This window comes from Bacillus sp. FSL M7-0307 (assembly GCF_038627835.1).
Classification (GTDB): Bacteria; Bacillota; Bacilli; order Bacillales; family Bacillaceae; genus Bacillus; species Bacillus altitudinis.
The window spans coordinates 2,921,478-2,946,500 of record NZ_CP152023.1 but is presented as its reverse complement, the minus strand read 5'-3'; the positions used below and the strand labels follow the sequence as shown (position 1 = coordinate 2,946,500).

Sequence of the window (25,023 nt, the reverse complement as noted above, 5' to 3'; positions counted from 1 at the left end):
AAAATGGATGGCTAAAAAAATGCCAGATGTTGGTGAATATAAATACGGCTTTTCTGATAAAGACGTTTCCATTTTCCGTTCAGAGCGCGGACTGACAAAAGAGATCGTTGAAGAAATTTCTCGTATGAAAGAAGAGCCTCAGTGGATGCTCGACTTCCGTTTGAAATCTCTTGAGCACTTTTACAACATGCCGATGCCACAATGGGGCGGAGATTTAAATGCATTAAACTTTGATGAAATTACGTACTACGTAAAACCATCAGAACGCTCTGAGCGTTCTTGGGATGAAGTACCAGAAGAAATCAAACAAACCTTTGATAAGCTTGGAATCCCTGAAGCAGAGCAAAAGTACTTAGCAGGTGTATCTGCTCAGTATGAATCTGAAGTTGTGTATCACAACATGAAGCAAGATCTTGAAGATCTAGGCATTGTGTTTAAAGATACAGACAGTGCATTAAAAGAGAACGAAGACATCTTCCGTGAGCACTGGGCAAAAGTCATTCCTCCGACTGACAACAAATTTGCTGCGCTTAACTCGGCTGTATGGTCTGGTGGTTCATTCATCTACGTACCAAAAGGCGTAAAAGTAGATACACCACTTCAAGCATACTTCCGAATCAACTCTGAGAACATGGGTCAGTTCGAGCGTACACTGATCATCGTTGATGAAGGCGCACATGTGCATTACGTAGAAGGCTGTACAGCTCCAGTTTACACAACAAACTCACTTCATAGTGCGGTTGTTGAAATCATCGTCAAAAAAGGCGGCTACTGCCGTTATACGACGATTCAAAACTGGGCAAACAACGTCTTCAACCTTGTGACAAAACGTACAGTATGTGAAGAGAATGCAACAATGGAATGGATTGATGGAAACATCGGTTCTAAGCTGACAATGAAATACCCAGCTGTCATTTTAAAAGGTGAAGGCGCTCGTGGTATGACATTAAGTATTGCCCTAGCAGGTAAAGGTCAGCACCAAGATGCAGGTGCAAAAATGATTCACCTTGCACCAAACACATCTTCAACGATCGTATCGAAATCGATTTCGAAACAAGGCGGTAAAGTCACATACCGCGGAATCGTTCACTTCGGACGCAAAGCAGAGGGTGCACGCTCAAACATCGAGTGTGACACACTCATCATGGATAACAAATCAACATCTGATACGATTCCTTACAATGAAATCTTAAACGACAACATTTCATTAGAGCACGAAGCGAAGGTATCAAAAGTATCAGAAGAGCAGCTATTCTACTTGATGAGCCGCGGAATTTCTGAAGAAGAAGCAACAGAAATGATCGTCATGGGCTTCATCGAGCCATTCACAAAAGAATTGCCAATGGAATACGCCGTTGAAATGAACCGCTTGATTAAGTTTGAAATGGAAGGTTCGATTGGTTAATACAGAGGATTGAAAATGATTGATATAAGAGGTTGATGAAGCGTGCCGAATTTGTGCCGGTCAAGAGACCTTTTAGTGTAGGAGACGAACTTTTTAAGTTCGTCTTTTTCTATTTCATTGGTTACATCTAAGTTGACTATGAATAAAAAAACTTTATTGAATGATACTGGGGTTAAGATTTCTCTTTTCACTAAGAAGGTTAAAGGTAACAAGAGTGGAAAGATCCTACATCTGGTTTGTCCATTTCAAGAGATCTTGGGAAAGGGAATTCTCATGGAGGAGGTTACTACAAATTAATGAATAAATCTAAATAAAAGTGGTCATATATTAAGAAAATAAAAATTGTACATAAAAGAATGAAAGGAGAATGAGATATGGTTCATCTAGATTATTTACAAAGTGAATTCAATATTGATTTAATTAATGATTCCTTTGACGAGTTACCTCTAAGCCTTCATATTCAACTCGAAAAAGAAATGTATCAGTTTAATGATCAAGGCAATTTAAATCCTCAATATTTTAATAAGGTTTATAATGTTGCAATAAGTATATTTGATGAACTTTTTGGGGAGAACGATTTATTGTTCGTCGACACAATTGTTCGAAGCGAGCATTCATTACGGAGGCCGATAGGAGTATATAGTAAGTATTCAAAAAAAATTAATAAATATAGACTCAATGTAAAAAATTCTAAAGATGAGAATGGAAAAGTCATTCAGTATTCTTTAGAAACAAAAAAACAGCATATAGAGTACAAGAAAATAATCAAGGCAATATGTAATCAAGATTTTAAAAGTATGGCTCCGAGGTTCAATGACAAATATAGTAGTTATCCTGAAATATTCTTTATAAATCAAGATTTTATTTATCATATTTATGATGACAGAGGGGCATTCTTATTATTTAAGAATGAGAGAAAGTATGAAAAATTTAAAACAAAGTATAGTACTTTAATGGTAGGAGAAGATTATAATTAAAAGAAACTCTCTTATTGTTAGTTTCCTCTCACTATTAATAATTCAACTTGTTGGATGTTCTGCTGACGAAAATAACTCTTATGATAGCTTACGTCTTTCAAAATATAATGTTTAATATTCGGAGACTCATAGATAGTCTCTTAATTTAGGGAAGTGATTAATGATATGATAAGTGTTCTTGAAACATTTATGGGTGAACCTTGGTGGATAATCAATGAAAGTATGTCGGAGTTTTTAAATGCTGAATTAAAGAATGAAGTTCATCCAAATCACATTCTCTACGGAAAAAGGCTATCGCAGTTGCGAAAAGGGAAGATACGATGATGTAGTTTATTGGATAAGTGAACTAAAAAAATTCGCATTGGTTCATCTAACGTATTCCGATATCCAAAAACACAGTTGCTTACAATAGTTGAATTGGAGGAACATTGTAAAAATGTATCCGAGTTTTACTAAATATATGCTGATTCAAAAGTAGAGGGAACCTTGACAATAAAGGTTCCCTCTTAATTTAATTAATTATCAACACTAAAGTTTAACAGAGCCATTATTTAAAAAAACCACATCATGATTATCATTAAAGCCATATAATTTTCTGTGGGCTCATTTTTCATTTAAGACATGGAATGGGATATAGGGTTAGTTTCCTCATTTGCGTTTGACCGCATTGAGAAAACTTTTTCATCAAACTCTTTTCTAAATGATCATAAATACTTGCAACATATAATTTAGTACTGTATAGTTCTATTTATGACAAAGGTGAAATTAATGAATCAAAAACGTGTGCTTGAAGTAGCTGCAACTTTATTTTTAGAAAAAGGGTTTGCTTATACGAGTATGGACGAATTAGTTCGTGTAAGCAAAGTGTCAAAGTCGAATGTGTATTATCACTTTTCTAATAAGGAAGAATTATTAGAAGGGGTCGTTGATTATTGGATTGACATGTATCAATCTGCAATGGAGGACGTACTGTCTCAGACCCAATTTTCAGTTGAAGATCGAATTCAACTGTTTTTAAAGCAATTATCACAAGGAGTTCAGGCGAGAGAGTATAAGGGCGGTTGTCCATTTATTACTCTTTATATTCAAAGTCCTGCAAAGGCCACACAAATAAAAGAAAAAATAGGTCTTTTTTTCACGGGATTACAAGAGAAAGTTTCTCTATTACTGAAACAAGGTGTAGAGAACGGTGAATTCAGAGATTCGATTCAGATTGATGAGGTGGCATCACTTTTTATGACAAATCTTGAAGGAGCGTTATTTATTTCAGAAACATTGAAGGATGCCACTGTCATTACAAAAACAGCAGATCATTTATTTAACTTGCTTCGATAAAGAAGCATTTTTTTTACATCAAATTAGTACTGGTTAGTACTAAAAAGGAGACCTCATATGAAAACAGTATTTTTAATTGGTGGAACAGGGTTTATCGGAAAGCAATTAGTCGAAGAATTAGCGAAAGAGGATGTGAACATTCTTCTTTTAGTAAGGTCAAAAAGTAAAGCGACACGCATTTTTCAAGAAAGAGGTATTTTAAAAGAGGCAGTGATGCACTTTGTTGAAGGTGATTTGACGAAAGTCGATTTGGGTCTAAGTGCTGAAGATCAGGAGAGGGTATTGAAAACGGATGTGATCATTCACGCAGGAGGCCCTATGGATATTCAAGCAACTAGTAAAGAGGCAGCTTCCGTCTTTTTAAATGGCGCCAAATATATTGGTGAATTAGCTAAAAGTATTCATCAATTGAAGGGTTTGCAGCAATTTATTCATGTTGTCGGTTATATGAGTCCCTTTGATGATCAAAATAGCAAGATTTCAATTGACGTGTTTGAAGAAGGAAACGATTACTTAAAAATAAAAAATCCTTATGAGAGAACAAAGTTTTTAGCAGATCTTTATATTCGTCAACAGGCATCAGCAGTAGGTTATCCGCTTTCTGTCATTAATCCGCCAACTGTCGTTGGTAGTAGTCAAACAGGGAGTACAGAGCAAATTGCAGGATTGGGTTTGCTTGTAAAGAGTATGCGAAGAGGGCTCATGCCGGTGATTCCTGGAGGTAAGGACTATCGGTTACCACTTATTTCAAACGATGGGTTTGCGAAGTTTATTGTACAGGTTTTCAAGTTGGAGCAGCCAGCTATTCAAACATATACACTTGTTGATGACAAAGAGCACGATCAGAACGTTGCTGGACTATTAAGTGTTATGTCAGAAAGCATGAATATGAAGGCACCAAACATCTCTGTCCCAATGCCGCTGATGAAAGCTATCATGAATAGTGGCGTAAGTAAACTCACAAACATTCCTTCTGACGGACTGAATTTTATGACAAAACGAACGTTTTCAAATGTTTCAGCGAAAAAAATAATGGGAGAAGATTGGTTTAAGAAGACGAGTGTCATGACATTTTTTCCTGCTGTAGTAGCCGATCTAGATTATCGAATGATGGATCAACATGGTGAGCAGCATCATTTATTTAAACGAACATTATGCGATAACACGACCCTTTACCAATTACAAGGAGAGGGGAAGCCGTTTATTTTATTACATGGTTTATTGAGTGATGGAGAAGATTTATTTCCTTTAGCACAAGAGCTTCATGAGAAAACAGGTCAACCTGTATGGATCTTGGATCTTCCTGGTTTGGGGCGTTCTCCTTTTAAACGAGAGAAACATCTTCTAGATATCTATTTAAATGTAGTGAAAAAAGTATTAGAGAAAGCGACGAATGGTGCACATCTGATCGGCCATTCATTCGGTGCGTATATTCTTTTGGAAGCATTGGGACAAGAATACATAGATAATAAGTATTCAATCACTTTACTGCAGCCGCCTATTGCTAAACAAAAGGCAAAATCAATACATGTTCCTCAATTTCTGAACAAATGGACATTAAGATTGGCAACGACTTATTTGATAGAGCGTTATGTATTAAGAAATGGTTTGTTTGAAAGCATGGAAAGCATCCCTGAACATTATATTGAAAAAATCAGAAACAGCTTTACTTCTCCTAGAATTTTAAATACAACGGTTCAGCTTAACCATTTATTACTGAAAACCGATCAAGGTGACTTTAAAGAAGTCACAAAGGATAACCTACACATGATTTGGGGGGAGTATGACAGAGGCTATTCTGCGCCATCGCATCTTGGGAAGGTTGATTTTGTTCCGTATGGCCATCATTTCCCTCTTAGCCATCCGAGTGAAACGGCAGCATTAGTCATCAATAATATTTGTACTAGCAGATAGGAGTCACCCCAAAACGAAAAAATAAGATTGATGACAAGTGAGCAAAATTTTTCGTTCTGGGTCTTGAAAATATAGAGGTTAACTAGGTGCGTAAAACGCATCTAAGGTTTTCGTCATGTCATCAGATGCAGATTGTAAGATCACATCTTGCTCTAAAATCGCTGTTCCTTGTGCCCGGACAATATGAAATTGTTGAAAACCCATCAAGTTTTGGAATATTTCCTTTAGATAATAATATGAGAATTCCAGAGGTGTGTACCGATCGTTATTTGTGAAAATTGAGCCACTTGCTTGAAGCAAAAGTACACGATAATCGTCAGTCATCAGACCAACTGAACCATCTTCTGTATATTTAAACGTTTCTCTAGCAATCAAGATATTGTCTATATAATCTTTCATACGTGACGTCACATTGAAATTATGGACAGGTGATACAATCACAATTCGATGATGTGCTTTGAATTGAGCCAATAAAGCTGATGAGGAAGCGTCGATTTTTTCCTCCGCAGCTGTTAATGTTTGTTCAGATGCTTGCTTTTCCCAAATACCTAGCAACTGTTCTTTTTCGATACGGGGAATTTCAGTTCCATATAAATGTAAAATGGTAGGTTCCTCATGAGGAAATCTTTCTTTGAACTGTTTTAAAAATAGTGTTTGCAGTTTGTTTGAATAACTTTCTTGACGAGTGAAATCAGGGTGTGCGTTAATGATGAGTGTTTTCATATGCATGCCCCTTTTCTTTTGATAAACTGAGTATAAAATATAAAGGTGACAAAACATGTCACCTTTTTGAGAAGGAAAATCAAATGAAAAAATCAGAACGATTAAACCAAGAGCTTATTTTCTTAAGTGATAAATATTCATTTCAATTAAAAGATTTAGAAACTGAATTTGGCATTTCTAAACGTACGGCTTTAAGAGATATGGAAGAGCTAGAGTCCATGGGCTTAGCTTTTTATGTTGAAAATGGCAGACATGGAGGATATCGGCTCATGAATCAATCTCCATTGGTTCCGATCTATTTTCAAATAGATGAAGTTCAAGCCATTTTTTTCGCTCTTAAAGCGCTAGATCTGTTGTCAGCAACACCGTTTAAAAAGTCTTACTCACAGATTCGCCAAAAACTGTTTGCTACAATGTCTGATGAGAGAAAACATCGGATCACGGAGATTTTGGATGTGATTCATTACTATCATGTCGCGCCAGTGAGTGAACAACATCATTTGGATTTGATATTGCAGGCAATGATGGAAGGTCAAATCGTGAAGATGACATACACTCAATATGAACATAAAAGGATCAGGCTACAATTTCTTAAGTTGTTTTATCGAAATGGGATTTGGTTTACCGAAGCATATGATGTTCTGAATAAAAAGTGGGGCATCTACAGGTGTGATTGTATGACGGACATGATGATCGAAGAAGAAACGAAAGACACTTTTACGAAGGAAGAATTAAAAGCACTGCAGCTCGAATACGAAAAAACCTATCATGATATCTCTTTTAAATGTCGATTAACGGAACAAGGAAAAGAAAAGTTTTTGAAGAATCATTATCCGAATATGAGATTGGAGATCATTGATGATACGCCTTATATTGTAGGGGGATACAACCAAGAAGAATTATCGTATATGACTCACTATTTGATCTCATTTGGGAAACATGTGAAAATTGAATACCCCGATGAATTAAAAGAGAGTTATTTGACTCAATTGCAAGAAATGATGGATCAATATTAAAGTTGAACTTCTACAGAAAAGGCGAACTGCTAAAGTTCGCCTTTTTTCTTTAATAAAAGTTAATGTTAAATTATTCTTTATCATGTAAAATAAAACTAGTTAGGAAAGATTACATATGCTTAAAAGACTGGTTTTAAATCAGTTTTGGACCAAATAATAACCGATATGAGGGGTAATTTCATTATGCATGCAAATATAATATCGTATATTTTTGACAAACAAACTGGCGATATGGAAATGAAAGTTAAATGTGATACATCAAATAATAACATGACATTGCTGTGGCAGAAAAGACAAAGTAGTAGTAATTTGAATTTGTATGGTGGAGTGTACTTTCATAGTTCTATAAATAATGGAATTGCAATCTTTAAAATGAACGTAAATGAAATATTAGATATCTCTACCTTTCATGATAAAGAAATCATTTGGGACTGTTTTTACGTAAATGGAAATGAAAAAGTTGGGGTGAATTTTCCTGAGGTTCATTCTAATTTTGAATATCATATTTTTGAAAGAGATTTGTATAAAGTAGTACCATTTATAACAAAAGGCGCTAAAACGCTGGCGTTATTTATAAGGACTGTAGAGATTAAAAGTAATATTCATCTTTTAGAAATTCAAAAAGATGGGGTAAAAGGAATAGTGGAACTGGAATCAAAGGAAATAGATATCCAACAGTTCCAAACATACTTATGCTTGCGTAAAAGAGATCATAATTCTTTGACAGAATATACACAAGAGGTCTCCACAAAACTTTTTTATATAGATAATAAGTATCAAATTGAAGGCGATTTTAAAGAATTCTTTCATAGTATAACCAACCAAACATCATGGGATATATTTGTGAAAGTCGAAAGTTCCAAAAATAAAATTTATGTGGCAGCAAATTTCGAACAGCTCACTTCTATAAGAATAGATTTTCATGATTTGTTTTATTCTATAAAAGCCTTACAAACTCTTCAACAAAATATAATTACGTTACAAATTAAACAGAAAGAGTTTGCTTCCTTGGTTTCTTCTGTTTCAGAAAATGAAGATGTTTTTTATTTCAAAGGGGATTTACCGAAAATTGGAGGTGAAAAGAGGTACAGCTTAGTTAGTAAACTCCGTGGGAAAGTAGCTGATAACTTTGAATATTTCAATGAATTTGAAAATGAAATATCAACGGATGATAATTTAACTTTTGATATCAAAGTTTCTCTTGCTGAATTGATTCCCAATTTTAAAGACAAGGATATATGGGATTTGTTTATCAGATGTAGACAAGATGGTGAGTTTTGTTATGATATACCTTTATCGTCTAATAGCAAGCAGAAAATAATGTCGACTAATAAAAAAGTTACTTTATTTGTAAATGGTTCACATTCTTATTCAGTTTGGGTAAATGTTGATAGAGGACCTCGAGATAATCTAACAAACATTGCAATATTAGGTACTTGTTATAGTCGAAATGCTTTTAATACATCAGATTTTTTCAATCCATACTACAAAAAACTATACAAATGTTCTTATACTCAGTTCCATTCAAATATTATGAGTATAGTATCTGATCCAGTAGTGTTTGATGAAACTGAATTTCTTGATTGTGGATTAAAACCTTCAGACATTAGTTATATTAGATCAGATTTTCAAAAAGATTTTTTTGAAAACTTATTAGAAAGTAATGCAGACTATTTAATAATAGATTTTTATGTTGATGCTTGTAGAGAAGTCATTCAAATTAAGGAAAATGCAAATATCACATTAAATTACTTACTTCCTCGAACAAAATACTTTAAACAAATTAAAAATAAGCCTGTCATATCTCATACCAATAATGAAATGTATTTAGATTTATGGAAAGAAAAACTTAAAGTATTTGTTCAAAGACTTCTTGAAATAATGCCGGCAGATAAAATAATTTTAAATAGAGGACGGTTAACATCAAAATATTTAGATTCAAACAATAAAATTAATGATTTCCCTAATCAAGATATTATAAAGAGGAACAATATATTATGGGATAGAATGGATCATTGCTTAATAAATTTGATACCAGAAATAAAAACAATTGATATGCGTGATACGTCTTTTATTGGTCATTATAATCATCCATTTGGCAAAAGTTATGCACATTATGAAAGTGGATATTACAAAGAGTTTTTGTCGAAATTAAATGAGATAGTCTTAATGGATAAAAGTAATCAATAATGGAAAGTAATATCTTTTCTAATCATTCGCAGTGTTAAACTAGACATATTAGAAAATGACAACTATGAAAGCAAAAAAACCGATTTTCTCAAAGGGATAATCGGTTTTTTATTATTTGCGAGACTATTTTTTAATTGAGGATGAATGTACTGTAAATGCTTTAGAAATTTGTTTTACCTTTCCATACGTCAGCTGCCGCCAAATATATTCCATCGGTCCATACTTAAACCGCTTTAACCAAAACGTACTGAAAAGCACAAGGAAGACATACACGCCAATAGCCATGAAGAACGTACCAGCCGGCTGAAGATGATCGACAAGCCCCGCTCCATACTTTAGAAATAGCAAGGTTCCAATGATCGAGTGAAGCAAATAACAGGTTAGTGACATCCGTCCGACTTTTGTAAAGACCATCAAAGCACCTCGCAGCTGAGGAACGTGTAGAAATAGCATTGCGAGTGTACTCATATAGAACATACTGCCAGTTAATCCTCCGTTTTGTTCAAGGGCAGTGGCCATGTTAACCCAGAGTGTATTTTCAAAAGGATTGACCGCCGTAATGATCGTACTGCCTTGGGTGATGAGAAAAGCGATTGTACAAATGATCCAAATGCGATTCCAAATTGCTTTTTTCGCCTCCATGTTTTTGAAAAACTCCATTTTCACAAAATACACACCAAGTAAAAACATGAAGAACATAGAATAGACAGTGAAAAATGAACTGGAAGCCATTGTCACCATATCTGCCCACCGGTCACCAATAGATGCTAAATAAGTCAGACTGTTGTGGCTGATTAATTCAAAATCGGCAAAGTCTGGCTTGCCTGATGATCCTGAACTGATGGTATTGAGCAGCATTGTGAAAAAGGGTGTGAACAATTGAATCACAAAGAGTGTGATCAGCCAGTTTCGGATGGTTTTGGCTGTGCGTTTGTAAAAGAAAAGCAATAAAAAGCCAGCAACTGCATAATAGGCCAAAATATCACCAATCCAAACAAAAGTTAAATGCAGAAGGCCAAACCCTAAGAGAATGGTTAATCTGCGGGCAAACAGTTTGTTCGGACTGTCCACCTTCTGAGCAGCTCGATCCATAAAAATCATAAACCCAACCCCGAATAGGAAGGAGAACAACGTAATGAATTTCCCAGAGGCAAACCAATTCACTAAGTTATGAAAGACATCATTTGATTCCATATCGAACCCCTTCGCCGAATCCACGATCAAAAAGTAATTGACTAGAATAATCCCCATTAAGGCGAACCCTCGTACAATGTCCAAGAAATGAACCCGTTCCCGCAGACTCATCGGTTGTCCGTGTGCTACTTTGTTTGCATTCATATCCATGCTCCTTTTCTTGTTATGATAAAAATATCATTTGGATCAATTCATCGATCCCTACAATGAATCAATATACGGTCCAATTCTTAACAATTTATGAAGATCCAATATTTTGAAAACAAATGTGACGAATTGATGGCAGAGGGGCAAATTCATAAACTGTTAAGATTTATGTTGTATCTTTTCACATAGCTAGATGATATATAGTAAAGTCATAAAAGAAAGTACATCACGTATCATGAGGTGAGAGAGACATGACGCATCGAATATTAATTGTAGAAGATGATCAAGATATTGGAGACCTTTTGCAGGAATCCCTTACACGTGCTGGATATGAGGTGCTGAGAGCGATGAATGGCGAGCAAGCATTGAAGTTTGTGGACGATTCGCTCGATTTGGTGATTTTGGATGTGATGATGCCAGGCATATCAGGCATCGAAACGTGCCAGCAGATAAGAGCCTCTTCTAATGTCCCGATTCTATTTCTAACAGCCAAATCAAGTACATTCGATAAAACCGACGGCTTACTTGCCGGCGGAGATGATTATATGACAAAACCTTTTTCACAAGAGGAGCTTCATGCTAGAGTGATTGCACAATTACGCAGGTATACTGTCTATCAGGAAAAGAAGGAACAAGAAGAAACTTATCTTGTTGGAGGCAAGCTAAGGGTGAGCGAAGAATTTAATGAAGTGTGGAAAGAAAATCAACAACTCAAGCTGTCTGATTTAGAATATCGTATGTTGAAGCTGCTTATGAGCAGGCGAAACAAAATCTTTTCAGCTCAAAATATTTATGAGAGCGTGTGGGGACAGCCTTATTTCTATTGTTCTAACAATACAGTGATGGTGCATATTCGAAAGCTGCGTGCCAAAATTGAGGATGATCCGGCACGTCCTATATATATCAAAACCGAATGGGGAAGAGGATACCGATTTGGCACATCGTAAATATACGCTACCTAAAAAGCTGGCATTGTTGATTTTGGTGGCTGCCATTGTGAGCGGTCTTGTTTTTATGACGCTGCAAAAGATCACCAATGAGCTCATTGATGGATACTTGAGTTCGGACGAGTATTACGAGGAGGAGTCGGCTAAATATATTCAAAAATTCAGTCGTTATGTGTCTGAGAATAAGCTGTCTTCAACAGATCGACAAGCGTTTGGTGAGTGGGTGAAAAAAAAGAATTACATTAATTTGACTATCTTCAAGGATGAGGTGCTACAATATGACTCCATCTATTCGGCTGCGGATGAATCGGCGTACGGGAAAGAAAAGGTGACCCAGTACGCCGATCATCATTCGTTTCCTGTTCAGTTTAGCGATGGTGAAGGTCGGGTCATGGTGGATGGTTTCTATTCGTCTCGTTACCACGATCTTGCGTTTACGCTCGAGCTGCTTGGAGCAACGCTTATTTTTCTCCTCATTGTTCTTCTCGGTATTCGCAAAAGTTTACGCTACCTGCAAACGATTCACCAAGACATTCATATTCTTGAAGGCGGCGAGCTGGACTATGAGATGACGGTGAAAGGGCATGACGAATTAGCGATGATTGCCAAAAGTATTGAGGACCTTCGTAAAGCTTTTTTGGACAAGCTTCAAGCCATCGACGAGTTGCAAGAAGAGAGCCGCAGCTTGGTTACTGAAATGTCACACGATATGAGAACACCGCTAACGTCGCTGATGATGAACTTGGAGTTTGCGAAAAAAGAGGAGGATGGAGCGGATACCCGTAAGGATCAATATATAGCAAGTGCTTATGAAAAAGCAGTGCAATTGAAAAATCTATCTGATAATCTGTTCGCCTATTTTCTACTTGATAAAGAACATGAACCTGAGCTTGAGACAGTTGCAGTCAAAGAGGTCATTTACGATCTCTTATCAGATCAGGTGTCGATCTTGCAGCAAGAGACATTTAAGGTTTATCTTTTAGGAGAGCTGCCCGACAGCTATATCAACGTGAATGTCGAGGAACTTGGCCGAGTGTTTGATAATCTGATGTCCAACATACTGAAATACGCCAATCCGAAAAAAGACATCGATCTCACGTTTCTATCCGATCAAGAAATCTTTGAGATCCATGTCAGCAATGCGATAAAAGAGACAAATGGCACGCAGGAAAGCACTGGACTTGGTGAACGAAGCATAAAACGAATGATGTCCCGTATGCACGGGCAGTTTGAAAGCATGGAAAGGAACGGAGTTTACTACATCGTGCTGCGATTCTGGCACATCAAAATATAGATAACAAATAAATAACATGGAATGGAGAGACAATCTAATGAAACGATTCAACAACTTCCATAAGGTACCCGATCTATTGCAAGGCCTTCTGAATATCTGTCTGTTTTTTCTGGCCATTGCTTTAAGCGTCCTCTTAATTAGTGAAACTTGGTATATTGTCAAATTTGTCTACAATAATTTGCTCAACAAAGGAGAAAGCTATTATGAAATGCTCGGTGAGCTGCTGATCTTCTTTATGTACTTTGAGTTTATTGCCTTAATTATTAAGTACTTTAAATCAAACTTTCATTTTCCGCTCCGCTATTTTATTTACATTGGCATCACAGCCGTCATCCGTTTGATTATCATCGATCATGAAGAGGCTGTATCGACCTTCTGGTGGGCGCTGACCATTCTAGCCATGACCGTTGCACTCTTTATCGCCAGTAAACGACATGCGATTCAGGAGCATGAAGAAGTGAAGTGAGGGAAGAAGACGAACGATGACCGTTCGTCTTTTTTTAATTTGAACGAGGTGGTTCGCTCATGAACAATCTTGAGCTGGTTGTCTATTAATGAACGGTTAAAATTTGAGGGGAAGTTCAATGAAATTGTTGAATTTCAACCTGTTCAGTTGATCACTCATCGTATTGCAAACCTCATCATTCATGAACATCGTGCTAGGCTTTTTTTGGGGAATCTGAAAAAGTGTTTAGTATGAAAGAAAGTTTCACCCTAATCTTGAAACTATACTCAATGTTGAGTATGGTGTGAATAAATGTTGATTAGGAGGAATCTGATGACGAATTTATATATATTAGGATTACTATCGATGAAACCGATGTCAGGGTATGATGTTGAGCAGAATTTAAAAAATACAATGGTAGATATATGGGGAGGAATTCTAGTTGGTTCAATCTATTATGCGCTAAATAAATTAGAAAAAGGAAACTATATAAAAGTTTGTGAAACTAGGACGGTAGGGAAAAAGCGTACTAAAATTTATGATATTACAGAATTTGAAAAAAAATACAAAAAAGAATGTGTGATGAAATGTCTTGTAGAATCTCAAAATAATTATCCAACTCAACTTTTTGCTGGACTAATGTTTGCTGACGAAATTGAAAAACAAGAAGCTGTTAAATCATTAAATATTCAAATTGAAGCGCAAAAAAAACATTTATCAGAAATAAAAAAGGGTGAAGAAGAAAAAGAGAAACAAATGAATTTATCTCCTTTAACAAGGCTAACGTTTGATTACATTTATGAAATGGAAGAAATGAAAATGAAGTATCTTCATGAAGTTATTCATTTAATTAAGACGGGGGGTTAACTGATGAATAAAGTCGATCATATTGTTATCAATGTTGATGATAAATATCAAAAAGACAAAAAAATGATAGATATGATACAACAAAATGGTTTTCCGTATGCACCTAAAAAAGGTAAAAGAACAAAAGGCTTTAAAATAAGCAATCTTTGGATTGGAAAAGAGTATCTTGAATTAGTGAATATAACACAGAAGGATGGCGGTGGCTGGAAAAAAGATTGGACAGAGTTGTATAATCGAGGCACAAGAGGAGCAATATGCTTAATGATTGATGTATCAGATATTGATTCTGTACATCAATCGCTTTTAGACAAAGCATTTGATGTACAAACGCCAGAAAGAATCGAATATAAATTATTTGGACTATTTAAAGTTTCATCACTATGGAGAAACATGTACTTACCTTATTTTGAAAAAGAGGCATTTCAAATTGGATTTCAGCAATTAGATAACGAAGATATTTCTGAAAAATTTCAAAAGAAAATGATTCCCAATAGTATCAGTCATAAGATAATGGGGATGACCAAAATTATAATAAATGGCAAGTGGACGGAATTAGACTTCAATATGATTGAGAATACCTTTCGTAATACTCAAAAAGAAGGCAAATCATTAAAAATAAAACTTAATAATGGAAGCGATATAATTTTTGTTGAAAACAATGATTTTTCCCTTTACATAGAAATGGATAATCACAGTTTGCAATCTAAGTCTATAACAAAAATAGAAAATGTATATTTAGTAAACAATTAGATTCAATACTTACAGATAATTATAGAAGGAGCGAAAAAAATTGAAAGATACCGAGACAGAACCGTTCTCATTTACGAGTATGCGGCAGGCAGCCCCTGTTCATATTCCAGAAAGACAATTCATTCAATCACATGATGGTATACGTCTAGCTTATTATCCATTTTTATCAGAAAAGAAGACGCATGCCAATGTGATTTTGATTCATGGGGGAGGCGCTCATAGCTTGGCTGGCTATGAGCATATCGCATCCACGCTGCAACATGATTTTCATGTGAATGTGTTTTTACTCGACCTAAGAGGCCATGGCCATTCACAAGGAAAAAAGGGTGATACACCTAGTGTTACGGATGTATGGCAAGATATCTCGCAAGTTTTGGATGCGATCAAACAGGAGCATAAAGGAGCCATGTATCTTTGTGGTCATTCATCTGGAGCGGGTCTGCTTCTGAACTACATGTCTTGGCCCGAAAAGAGAGAAGTGGACGGTTACTTTTTTATCGCACCTGAATTTGGCTATAAGTCAGGCACTGCAAGGGCTGATCAAATCCCTTTTGCCACCGTTCAAGTATGGAAATTCATTCTGTCTGCGATGACAAAAGGGAGTCTGATGAGTCATTCTGAAGCGGTACGTTTTCATTATCCTGCATGGGTAGTCGAGCAGGATCCGCTTCTGTTGACGGCTATCACCGTCAATCTATCTCTTGCCTTAACCCCATCTGCACCTAAAAAACAATTTGCGAAGATGGATCGGCCGTATGGCATGTTTGTAGGCAGCAAGGATGAGCTGTATGACGTCGAGACATTTCTCCCCTATCATGAGCTGCCGAAGGAACCAATCAAAAAACAATCAGTCTATCAAGTGCTAGAAGGACATACGCATTTGTCGATTTTACTAGAAGCAGGAAAACAGATTGGAAGGAACATTCAAATGTGGAATCCTTCTGTTTCATAAGAACAACTAGTCAATACTCTCCCATTTATTTAAAAATTTACATTGACACCATCCTTTTCTATGATAAAATCATAGTGTGATAATGAGAATCGTTATCAAACGATATGACTACATATAGAATGGATAGGTGAGGTACATGTTCAAAAAATCTTTTTGGTCGCTATTAGTTGTGCTCTCCATCGTATTACTTGCGGCTTGTGGCAGTAATAGCAATGAAGGCAAGTCAGATAGTAATGAGAAAACAAGAACCGTTGAAAGCGCTATCGGTTCAACTGAAATTAAAGGATCGCCTAAACGTGTGGTGACATTGTATCAAGGAGCAACAGATGCAGCAGTCGCTATGGGCATTAAACCAGTTGGTGTTGTAGAATCATGGCTTGAAACACCTACTTATAAATATTTAAGAGATGATTTAAAGGATGTTAAAATTGTTGGTCAGGAAACACAGCCAAACTTAGAAGAAATTGAAAAACTCAAGCCGGATTTGATCATTGCATCTAAAGTTCGCCATGAGCAAATTTTTGATCAGCTGAAAGAAATTGCTCCAACTGTTGCAACAGAAACAGTGTTCACTTTTAAAGATACAGTGAAGTTAATGGGTGAAGCGCTAGATCAGCAAGATAAATCAAAAGAATTGCTGACGAAGTGGGATGACCGTGTCGCTGATTTCAAAGAAAAGGCGAAAAAGGACATCAAAAACTGGCCAATGAATGTGGCAGTGGTCAACTTCCGTGCAGACCATGCGAGAATCTATCAAACTGGATTCGCGGGTTCGATTTTAACAGAACTAGGATTTGAAGGTCCAAAGAATGTCAAAGATAAAAAGCAAGATATCGTGACACTTACAGATAAAGAAAGCATTCCACAGATGAATGCAGATGTGATCTATTACTTTATGGATGATCAAGATAAGGCAGTTGAAAAAGCGTATAAAGAGTGGACGAGCCATCCTTTATGGAAGCAGCTTGACGCAGTGAAAGCGAAGCAAGTGCATAAAGTGGATGAAATCACTTGGAACATGGCAGGCGGAATCATTGCTGCAAACATGATGCTTGATGATATTTATGATCGTCTAGGAATTGATCAATAAGTAGAGCGGAGGAGAAAATGTGAACATACCATTTTCTCCTTTTTTCCATAACAGATTGAAAGCGGGAATCAGATGAGAAGTTTATTAAAAAAGGATTCAAGCAAGGCACTGCTTTTTGCTGGATTCATCGTGTTGATGTTGGTCTTTTTTATGCTCAGTATTTCTCTTGGGCAAACCTCTATTCCCCTCAAAGCCACCATCCATGCGTTTCTTCAGTTCGATGAGTCAGATCCAAACAGTGTGATTGTCATGACATCCAGATTATCAAGAGCTTTAATTGCAACGGTCGTTGGATCAAGTCTAGCGATTTCAGGTGCACTCATGCAGGCATTGACAAGAAATCCGCTGGCTGCACCAGATCTTTTAGGTATTAATGCAGGTGGACTCTTTTTTATTGTGATTTCGATTGTTTTCTTTTCTACAGAGTCGTTAACAGGTTATATGTGGACGGCCTTTTTAGGCGCTGCCATTGCAGGTATGCTCGTCTTTCTTCTAGGCTCCATTGGAAGAGACGGACTGACACCGGTCAAAATTGTGCTCGCAGGTGCTGCGATATCTGCTCTGTTTGCGTCCTTTACTCAAGGACTTTTAATCGTGAATGAACAGTCCATTCAAAGCATCCTGTTCTGGATGGCTGGTTCAGTGTCAGGAAGAAGTATAGATATGCTGTTGCCTGTGTTGCCTTATATTCTAGGGGCGACTGTTGTGGCGCTGCTTCTTGGCCGCTCGATCAATGTCCTTTTATCGGGTGATGATATTGCGAAAGGGCTTGGCCAGCGTACGCTTCTTTTGAAGATGACGATGGGGGTACTCGTCGTCTTTTTAGCAGGTGGTTCCGTCGCTGTCGCAGGATCCATTGGATTTGTTGGTTTTCTTGTGCCGCATATTGTGAAAAAGCTCGTTGGACCTGACCACCGCTGGGTACTGCCGTATTGTGCCGTTGTAGGGGCGTCGCTTTTACTTGTCGCAGACCTTGCTGCTCGTTTTCTGATCATGCCGCAAGAAGTACCGATTGGTGTCATGACGGCGGTAGCAGGAGCGCCTCTATTTGTTTATCTCGTGCGCAAGGGGTTGAAGACAGGTGGCTAAAACATATACAGTGCGTTCAAAGGGCGGACGCATTTCATTTCAATTTTCAAAGCGGACGTTTTTGATTTTACTATTATTGACAGGCATTGCCTTTGGTTTATTTATTCTGAGCCTTTGTATGGGCAGCCGTTTTATTCCGCCTACGGATGTGCTGCTGCATATCTTCGGACAAGGCGAGGGAAATACGTTTGTATTAAATACGCTGAGGATTCCAAGGACCCTGCTTGCGGTTTTAGTGGGAGCGGCACTTGCGGTATCGGGGCTTATTTTACAAGGTCTTATTCGAAATCCGCTTGCATCGCCTGACATCATAGGAATTACGAGCGGTGCGTCGTTTGGCGCCATTATGTTCATCGTCTTTTGGATGGGCACTGTGCCTATTGCTTATCAGTCGTTGTGGGCCATTGCAGGCGCTTTTGCGGTATCATGCCTGATTTATTTGCTTTCATGGAAAAAAGGCGTCAAGCCGATCACGCTCGTCTTGATGGGGATTGGGATTTCCGCCATTATGAAGGCGTGTGTGACGTTTACTCTTGTGCTCAGCGATACGATGACCACGACCAAGTCATACATCTGGCTGACGGGTAGTTTATATGGTTCTACAATGAAGGACGTCACCGCAATGCTTCCTTGGGTATTGATGATTTTACCGATTGTCATGGTGCTGGCAAGAACGATGAATGTGAAGGAGCTTGGAGATGATCTTGCAACAGGTCTCGGAGTCAAGGTTCAGGCGAAGCGGTTATTCTTTCTACTGATGAGTGTGACATTAGCCGGTATTGCCGTTGCATTCGCAGGTGGTATTGAATTTGTTGGACTGATGGCGCCACATGTGGCAAGGATGATCATCGGTCGTTCCTTTATTGCGCTTGTTCCAGCATCTGCGCTTGTTGGAAGTATTCTCGTGATGCTGGCAGACTTAGTTGCGAGAACGGCTTTTCTTCCGTTAGATGTTCCGGCAGGCGTTTTTACGGCGGCAATTGGTGCACCGTTCTTTATTTATTTGTTATATCAACAGCGAAATCGCTAAACGAAAGATGGGGGTTTTGATATGAGGCCAGAGTGGGTTGAGAGAGAATTACTTGATTTCGGGGTACACATCACAAATGGACCAATGACATCTGATCGCACACTTGCTGCGCTTTTTTCAGAAGCATCTATCAGACGTTTATTAGAAGCTGAAAAGGAAGCGATGCATGCCCCGAATATAGCAGTGGCGGCATCCATGTTTTCAAAGCGCTATGCCTATTTAGCTGTTAGTTCTACTTTGTACTTGATGACGATGTATGATGCTGTCTATCGGTTTTCACCAGAGGCGTGTGTCTTTAGAGAAGATCGTAAAATTGAGCTAGATGAAACGCTCTGTTCTTTTGTTCAGTTAGAAGGAGATCGTCATGAGTGGAGAGAGCAGGTCGTCCGCACGCTATTTACGCAGTGTGTCACACCTCTTTTAGATGTATTGAAACGTACTTCAAGACTTCCGTATTCAATTTTATGGGAAAATGTAGCGGTACGTATCAATTCTCTTTACCGTAGCATGATGAGAGAAACGGAAGAGCCTAAAATGAAAGAGCGCATACGGGAGGATTATTTGTTTCTGAAGAAGGCGTCGGGTGATCTTTTCGGAGCGAAGCAAAATCCTTTCCAGCACAGCTTAAATTTAGATGAAAGTTTGCTAGACACATCAAATCGAAAGACTTGCTGTATGTATTATAAGCTTGAGAAGAAATCAGAGAGTCTTGATTATTGTCTCGTCTGTCCGCTTGAAAAAAAGAAAGGCACTGCTTGTTCATAGCAGTGCCTCTCTTTTTTATTCCCAAATATCGCTTACCCATTCAGGGTGATCAATAAAAGGATTGCGATTGTGTTGGTACGTTTGATAGATGATTTCGTTACGATTTCGTTCGATTTGATCGACTGGATCTTGCTTGTGCCATTTCAAGAGGACAGACATTTTGCCGTGAAGAGGAGCGCTTCCATTATTCACTTTGTTGTTTAATTCTAAATCTGGGAAGCGGTCATCGCCTTCATATCGGACGGCCATATAAAAGAGCATTCTTGCTACATCTCCTTTCACCCGGCTATGAGGTTCAAATGAGTCGCTGTCGTAGAAGTTGCCCGGCGCTCCCTTGTATTCATTTCCGCCTATATCAAAATCTAAATTTCCTCGTGTGCTATTCGTTTGTACGTCTGTTGCCCGAAGGTGATGGAGATCTGTACCAGGTCCCTGGCTCGTCCCAAAATTGCCGTGAGATTTAGCCCACACATGCTCCCGGTTCCACTGTCCCACGTTTCCTCCATTTGCTTGCTTTGACCTGGAGATACCGCTATAGAGCAAGAGCACATTGCTTGGATTTTTTGGATCTTCATCCGTTTTCTTTAATGCATCCCAAACCTGGCTGTAGGATAGCTGTGTATGATCATCAATAATATCGTGTAATGCTTTCTTAAGAGCAGGCCCAGATTTGCCAGCAGCAGATTGGTAATAGGAATCAATTTGACTTGAAGCGGTTGTTTTCGCATGTTGAGCAGATGTTTCGGTTTGAAGCTGTAACGGGGAAAAGGTGATGGTTTGACTAGGTTCATTCAGAGTAAAGCCTTGAGCATTTGCAGCGGGAGGCAGCGGAGCGGCAAATGTACCGAAAATCATGATTCCGGCGGCCACAGTTCCAAATAAAGATCTTTTCATTCTATTTCCTCCTTCATAGGGAATGTATACTCTTTAGTTCTATCATATTGCCATAAAGAAATAAATGGATTTATCGTAAATTTTATGTAATCAATTCGTAAGAAAAGAGATTGCTATTTTATCAGCATTGCTGTATAAGTGGGCATATAAGGATGGACACAGCAAGGGAGAGGATGGATAACGTGAAAGAACTACACACACCTACTAGAACCATTATGACACCAGGACCTGTCGAAGTAGATCCGAGAGTCCTTCGGGTGATGAGTACACCAATTCTTGGTCAATTTGATCCTGCATTTACAGAGATCATGAATGAAACGATGACCTTATTACGATCACTTTTTCAAACAGAAAATGAATGGGCTTATCCAATTGATGGGACGTCCCGCTCAGGACTTGAAGCTGTGCTTGCCAGTGTGATCGAGCCCGGAGATGTCATGCTCGTTCCGGTCTTTGGACGCTTCGGTCATTTGCTGATTGAAATTGGACAGCGCTATGGTGCTGAGGTACATACAATGGAATGTGAATGGGGAACGGTTTTTAAGCAAGACGACATCATCGCAGAGATGCATCAAGTCAAGCCGAAAATTGTTGCGATGGTTCATGGTGAAACATCTACCGGAAGATTACAGCCGCTTGAGAAAATTGGAGAAGCATGCCGAGCGCTTGATGCGCTTTTTATTGTAGACGCTGTGGCGACAATTGGTGGTGTCGAGGTCAAGGTAGACGAATGGAAAATTGATGCGGCAATTGGGGGCTCGCAGAAATGCTTGTCTGTTCCATCAGGGATGTCACCGATCACATATAATGAACGAGTGGCAGATGTCGTACAATCGAGAAAGAAAGTTGAAAAAGGGATTGCAACACAGGACGAACTGCAGAAACAGGTAGACATTTCTCCAATCAAAAGCAATTACTTTGATCTAAGCCAGCTGCAAGATTATTGGAGCCCGAGGCGGTTAAATCATCATACAGAAGCGACGACGATGCTTTATGCACTGAGAGAAGGGGTTCGTCTTGTGCTGGAAGAAGGCCTGAAGGAACGTTTTCAGCGCCACTTGTTTCATGAAAAGGCTTTAATGGCAGGACTTGAAGCGATGGGGCTTGAATTATTTGGTGATCCAGACTGCAAAATGCCAGTCGTGACGTGTATCGTCATTCCAAGTGATATCGACGGAGAAGCGGTCCGGGCTGATCTTCTTCATCATTTTGGAATTGAAATTGCGAGTTCATTTGGGCCGCTTGCAGGACGGATATGGAGAATTGGCTCAATGGGTTATAGCTGCCGAAAGGAAAATATTCTATTTGTTTTAGCAGGCCTTGAAGCCATCTTGATGAAATACGGCGCAGCTATCAATTGTGGTGCCGGGTTACAGGCGGCTCTCTCCATCTATGAACAAGCTGAATAAAAAAGGGATACTCAAAATACTCGCCACCAGCGGGTATTTTTTATTTGGGAAAAAACGCTGTTTTTTGAAAAACTAGACTTATAGAGAGTGATATCGCTATACTGAAGAAGTTCTTATCATTTTTGTCATCATTTTCATTTATTTTGAAGAAAGAGGTTTTGATATGAAAAAAATGGGCAGATTGTACATTTTGATGCTCAATATTTTTATCGCCATGCTTGGATTTGGTCTGATCGTTCCTGTCATGCCAAGTTATATTGAAGCCTTTGGTGCAACTGGGAAAACACTTGGTTTCCTCGTTGCTGCAACTGGCCTCACACAATTTGCCTTATCACCCGTCGCTGGAGCGCTGACTGATCGATTTGGACGCAGAAAATTGATTATTGCCGGGATTGCCGGCTTTACGGTAGCTCAATTTATTTTTGCATTTGCCGATCAGCTTTGGATGCTGTTTGTGTCTCGATTTTTAGGCGGAGCTGCTGGTGCGCTGCTGATGCCCGCCATGTTTGCCTACATTGCTGATATCACAAATGAAAAGGACCGAGGGAAAGGGATGGGTCTTTTTAGTGCTGCGATGACACTTGGTTTTGTCATTGGACCGGGTGTGGGCGGTTATTTGGTTGAGTTTGGAATTGCTTTTCCTTTCCTCATCGCTGGTTCTTTTGCAGCCCTGTCGACGTTGTTGTCTTTCTTGTTCTTACCTGAAACCTTAACAAAGGAAAAGCAGGAAGAAGCACGATTGAATAAAGAGCTTCATTTCAATCCTTTTACGCAGATGATTCAGGCTTTAAAAACACCATACGGTTTTTTGTTTATCTTGGCCTTTGTTTTGAATTTCGGAATTATTCATTTTGAATCGATCTTTGGCTTATATGTGGACCAAAAACATGGCTTTACACCGAAGGATATTGCATTTGTCATTACGGTGGCTGGGCTTGCCGGTGTCATTGTTCAAGGTGCTTTAGTAAATACCTTTGTGAAACGATTTGGCGAAATGCGTGTCGTCCGTTATGCCCTTTTAGCTGCGGCATTTATGCTGATCGCCTGCCGCTTTGCCCCTTCCTTTTGGCTAATTTTTACGGGCTCCATTTTATTTTTATCGGCCACCTCGTTTGTTCGTCCAGCCCTCAATACATTACTTTCTAAAATGGCAGGGAATCAGCAGGGGGTAGCAGGCGGCCTCAATACCTCCTTTATGAGCCTTGCGAATATCGTCGGGCCAAGTCTTGCGGGTATTTTATTTGATGTGAATATTGAGCTGCCTTTTATGTTTGGAACGCTGGTGCTTTGTATGAGTTTCATTGCTTCTATTTTATGGGCGAAAAAAGCGCAGCAACATTCCCATGCTGTATCGTAAAGACAGCATAGAAAAAACCGATCAGCACAAATGGATCGGTTTTTTTCGTCATCGCTCATACTTCACGACTGGTGATTTTTCTTTATGCAGCGAATGAATCAATGCATCGTCTACATGCAAATGCTCCTTCACTAATTGAGGAGGGGTTAAGGCCATCCATTGGTTCAATGAAATATCTGCAAAACGATCGCTTTTAAACATTTCTAGAAACCAAAGGCTCGTTTGCCCAATATTTTGTATGTAATGTCCCATCCCGAAAGGAACATAACCAACATCACCTGCTCTGTAATTAAAGGTGCGAGCTGTCCCGCCTGCTCCAAAAACCGTCATTTTGGCTGTACCGGTTAAATAGTATTGCCACTCATCATTATTCGGGTGCCAATGCATTTCTCTCATCCCGCCAGGTTTTACCTCCACAAGTGCAGCAGCAATCGTTTTCGATACTGGAAAATTGCGTGAGTCGACGATTCGCACGGTTCCACCAGAGGTCACGATTGGCTTTTGATGAAGGAGCTGGTGGGTAAAAGGCGGTTTGATGCCGCCGTATGGATCAGAGACTGTTTGGCTTTCAATGGATGCCGGTGAAGAGCCTTGAAACATATAGCGCTGTTTATGTGGAATGCGGTCAAACAGCTTGATTGGCACGCCGAAATTAGCAGAAAGAATGTCTTTTGGTGTATGAGCAAACCAGTCTGTGATGGTGAACGTATCAAATTCAGAAAAAGCACCATCATCAAACACAAGGAGAAACTCACAGCCATTCTCAAGACCTTGAATGGAGTGCGGAATACCGGGCGGGAAATACCATAAGTCTCCTTCTTCTACATCAGCGATCATATTCCGTCCTTCTGCATCTACAGATGTGATCCGGGCTTTACCTAAAATCATATACGCCCATTCCGCCTGCTTATGCCAATGAAGCTCACGAACACCTCCGCGCGTAAGCCGCATGTTCACACCAGCAATAGTTGTTGATACAGGCAGCTCTCGCTCGGTAATTTCCCTCGACCAGCCGCCATGATTCAAGTGCATATGTGTATCAGAATATGAAAATTTTAAATTAGGAATCGTCCCCGCATCCGTTTTAGGGGGAACGAACATATCTGGGTTCTCCATATCGCGCAGAACGTCTCGCGGGCCTAAATCGGTTGCGCCGGCTCCATCGTCTCGAATCGGTTGCGGGATGTGACGAATCTCCTCATCCATTTGACACCACTCCTTGTCATTCACATT

Annotated in this window: 22 protein-coding genes; 18 read left to right on the top strand and 4 right to left on the bottom strand. The window is 38.8% G+C overall.

Annotated elements, in window-relative coordinates; all coding sequences use genetic code 11:
- The first annotated feature begins 7 nt into the window (after positions 1–7).
- From sufB to MHI41_RS15160, 4 genes are all read left to right on the top strand, one after another.
- Positions 8–1,405, top strand: coding sequence for a Fe-S cluster assembly protein SufB (sufB, locus tag MHI41_RS15175; RefSeq protein ID WP_007500362.1), 1,398 nt, complete (start codon positions 8–10; stop codon positions 1,403–1,405).
- Between the two features lie 374 nt (positions 1,406–1,779).
- Positions 1,780–2,382 carry a hypothetical protein gene (locus MHI41_RS15170; RefSeq protein WP_272511095.1) on the top strand — a complete coding sequence of 201 codons (603 nt, stop codon included), beginning with the start codon at positions 1,780–1,782 and terminating at the stop codon, positions 2,380–2,382.
- A 768-nt stretch (positions 2,383–3,150) separates the two neighbouring features.
- A complete protein-coding gene (locus MHI41_RS15165) occupies positions 3,151–3,717 on the top strand; it encodes a TetR/AcrR family transcriptional regulator (RefSeq protein ID WP_342494284.1) in 567 nt (188 codons plus the stop codon).
- 57 nt (positions 3,718–3,774) lie between these two features.
- Complete coding sequence (locus tag MHI41_RS15160) at positions 3,775–5,631, top strand: alpha/beta fold hydrolase (protein WP_342494283.1); 1,857 nt, start codon at positions 3,775–3,777, stop codon at positions 5,629–5,631.
- Between the two features lie 78 nt (positions 5,632–5,709).
- Here MHI41_RS15160 and MHI41_RS15155 read toward each other — a convergent pair whose 3' ends face one another.
- Positions 5,710–6,354 (bottom strand): NAD(P)H-dependent oxidoreductase, encoded by a 645-nt coding sequence (locus MHI41_RS15155; protein WP_342494282.1) that lies wholly within the window; start codon positions 6,352–6,354, stop codon positions 5,710–5,712.
- A gap of 83 nt (positions 6,355–6,437) precedes the next feature.
- Between MHI41_RS15155 and MHI41_RS15150 the strand changes: the two genes are divergently transcribed.
- Positions 6,438–7,370 carry a WYL domain-containing protein gene (locus MHI41_RS15150; protein WP_272511087.1) on the top strand — a complete coding sequence of 311 codons (933 nt, stop codon included), beginning with the start codon at positions 6,438–6,440 and terminating at the stop codon, positions 7,368–7,370.
- Between the two features lie 183 nt (positions 7,371–7,553).
- Entirely contained in the window at positions 7,554–9,560 is a 2,007-nt protein-coding gene (locus MHI41_RS15145) for a DUF6270 domain-containing protein (RefSeq protein WP_057079111.1), read from the top strand.
- A 123-nt stretch (positions 9,561–9,683) separates the two neighbouring features.
- Here MHI41_RS15145 and MHI41_RS15140 read toward each other — a convergent pair whose 3' ends face one another.
- Positions 9,684–10,898: a DUF418 domain-containing protein gene (locus MHI41_RS15140; RefSeq protein ID WP_272511086.1), complete on the bottom strand. Its 1,215-nt coding sequence runs from the start codon at positions 10,896–10,898 to the stop codon at positions 9,684–9,686.
- A gap of 254 nt (positions 10,899–11,152) precedes the next feature.
- On the opposite strand from MHI41_RS15140, the gene MHI41_RS15135 reads away from it, so the two are divergent.
- From MHI41_RS15135 to MHI41_RS15090, 10 genes are all read left to right on the top strand, one after another.
- Entirely contained in the window at positions 11,153–11,848 is a 696-nt protein-coding gene (locus tag MHI41_RS15135) for a response regulator transcription factor (protein WP_057079113.1), read from the top strand.
- Positions 11,835–13,142 carry a HAMP domain-containing sensor histidine kinase gene (locus tag MHI41_RS15130; RefSeq protein WP_057079114.1) on the top strand — a complete coding sequence of 436 codons (1,308 nt, stop codon included), beginning with the start codon at positions 11,835–11,837 and terminating at the stop codon, positions 13,140–13,142. The genes MHI41_RS15135 and MHI41_RS15130 overlap by 14 nt, the downstream gene beginning before the upstream one ends.
- A 37-nt stretch (positions 13,143–13,179) precedes the next feature.
- Positions 13,180–13,608 (top strand): phosphate-starvation-inducible protein PsiE, encoded by a 429-nt coding sequence (gene psiE, locus MHI41_RS15125; protein WP_057079115.1) that lies wholly within the window; start codon positions 13,180–13,182, stop codon positions 13,606–13,608.
- 312 nt (positions 13,609–13,920) lie between these two features.
- Positions 13,921–14,454 carry a PadR family transcriptional regulator gene (locus MHI41_RS15120; RefSeq protein ID WP_342494281.1) on the top strand — a complete coding sequence of 178 codons (534 nt, stop codon included), beginning with the start codon at positions 13,921–13,923 and terminating at the stop codon, positions 14,452–14,454.
- 3 nt (positions 14,455–14,457) lie between these two features.
- Complete coding sequence (locus MHI41_RS15115; RefSeq protein WP_057079117.1) at positions 14,458–15,204, top strand: hypothetical protein; 747 nt, start codon at positions 14,458–14,460, stop codon at positions 15,202–15,204.
- Between the two features lie 40 nt (positions 15,205–15,244).
- On the top strand, positions 15,245–16,156 hold the full coding sequence (locus tag MHI41_RS15110; protein WP_234781029.1) for an alpha/beta fold hydrolase: 912 nt from the start codon (positions 15,245–15,247) through the stop codon (positions 16,154–16,156).
- 136 nt (positions 16,157–16,292) lie between these two features.
- Positions 16,293–17,246, top strand: a complete 954-nt coding sequence (locus MHI41_RS15105; RefSeq protein WP_113747018.1) for an iron-siderophore ABC transporter substrate-binding protein — start codon at positions 16,293–16,295, stop codon at positions 17,244–17,246.
- A gap of 72 nt (positions 17,247–17,318) precedes the next feature.
- Positions 17,319–18,335 (top strand): iron ABC transporter permease, encoded by a 1,017-nt coding sequence (locus MHI41_RS15100; protein WP_048002542.1) that lies wholly within the window; start codon positions 17,319–17,321, stop codon positions 18,333–18,335.
- The gene (locus MHI41_RS15095) at positions 18,328–19,365 is read left to right on the top strand and encodes an iron ABC transporter permease (protein ID WP_039963820.1); all 1,038 of its coding nucleotides are present in this window, start codon (positions 18,328–18,330) and stop codon (positions 19,363–19,365) included. Before MHI41_RS15100 ends, MHI41_RS15095 begins: the two co-directional genes overlap by 8 nt.
- A gap of 21 nt (positions 19,366–19,386) precedes the next feature.
- On the top strand, positions 19,387–20,130 hold the full coding sequence (locus tag MHI41_RS15090) for an IucA/IucC family C-terminal-domain containing protein (RefSeq protein ID WP_268439183.1): 744 nt from the start codon (positions 19,387–19,389) through the stop codon (positions 20,128–20,130).
- 15 nt (positions 20,131–20,145) lie between these two features.
- On the opposite strand, the gene MHI41_RS15085 is transcribed toward MHI41_RS15090, so the two are convergent.
- Positions 20,146–21,024 carry an endonuclease gene (locus MHI41_RS15085; RefSeq protein ID WP_017367997.1) on the bottom strand — a complete coding sequence of 293 codons (879 nt, stop codon included), beginning with the start codon at positions 21,022–21,024 and terminating at the stop codon, positions 20,146–20,148.
- Positions 21,025–21,197: 173 nt separating this feature from the next.
- Here MHI41_RS15085 and MHI41_RS15080 point away from each other — a divergent pair, with 173 nt between their 5' ends.
- Both MHI41_RS15080 and MHI41_RS15075 read left to right on the top strand, forming a co-directional pair.
- On the top strand, positions 21,198–22,433 hold the full coding sequence (locus MHI41_RS15080) for an alanine--glyoxylate aminotransferase family protein (RefSeq protein WP_048002230.1): 1,236 nt from the start codon (positions 21,198–21,200) through the stop codon (positions 22,431–22,433).
- A gap of 163 nt (positions 22,434–22,596) precedes the next feature.
- Positions 22,597–23,790 (top strand): MFS transporter, encoded by a 1,194-nt coding sequence (locus tag MHI41_RS15075; protein WP_317327967.1) that lies wholly within the window; start codon positions 22,597–22,599, stop codon positions 23,788–23,790.
- A 48-nt stretch (positions 23,791–23,838) separates the two neighbouring features.
- Here the strand turns inward: MHI41_RS15075 and MHI41_RS15070 are convergent, their stop codons facing one another.
- Positions 23,839–24,996 (bottom strand): oxalate decarboxylase family bicupin, encoded by a 1,158-nt coding sequence (locus MHI41_RS15070; protein WP_045034556.1) that lies wholly within the window; start codon positions 24,994–24,996, stop codon positions 23,839–23,841.
- Positions 24,997–25,023: the final 27 nt, after the last annotated feature.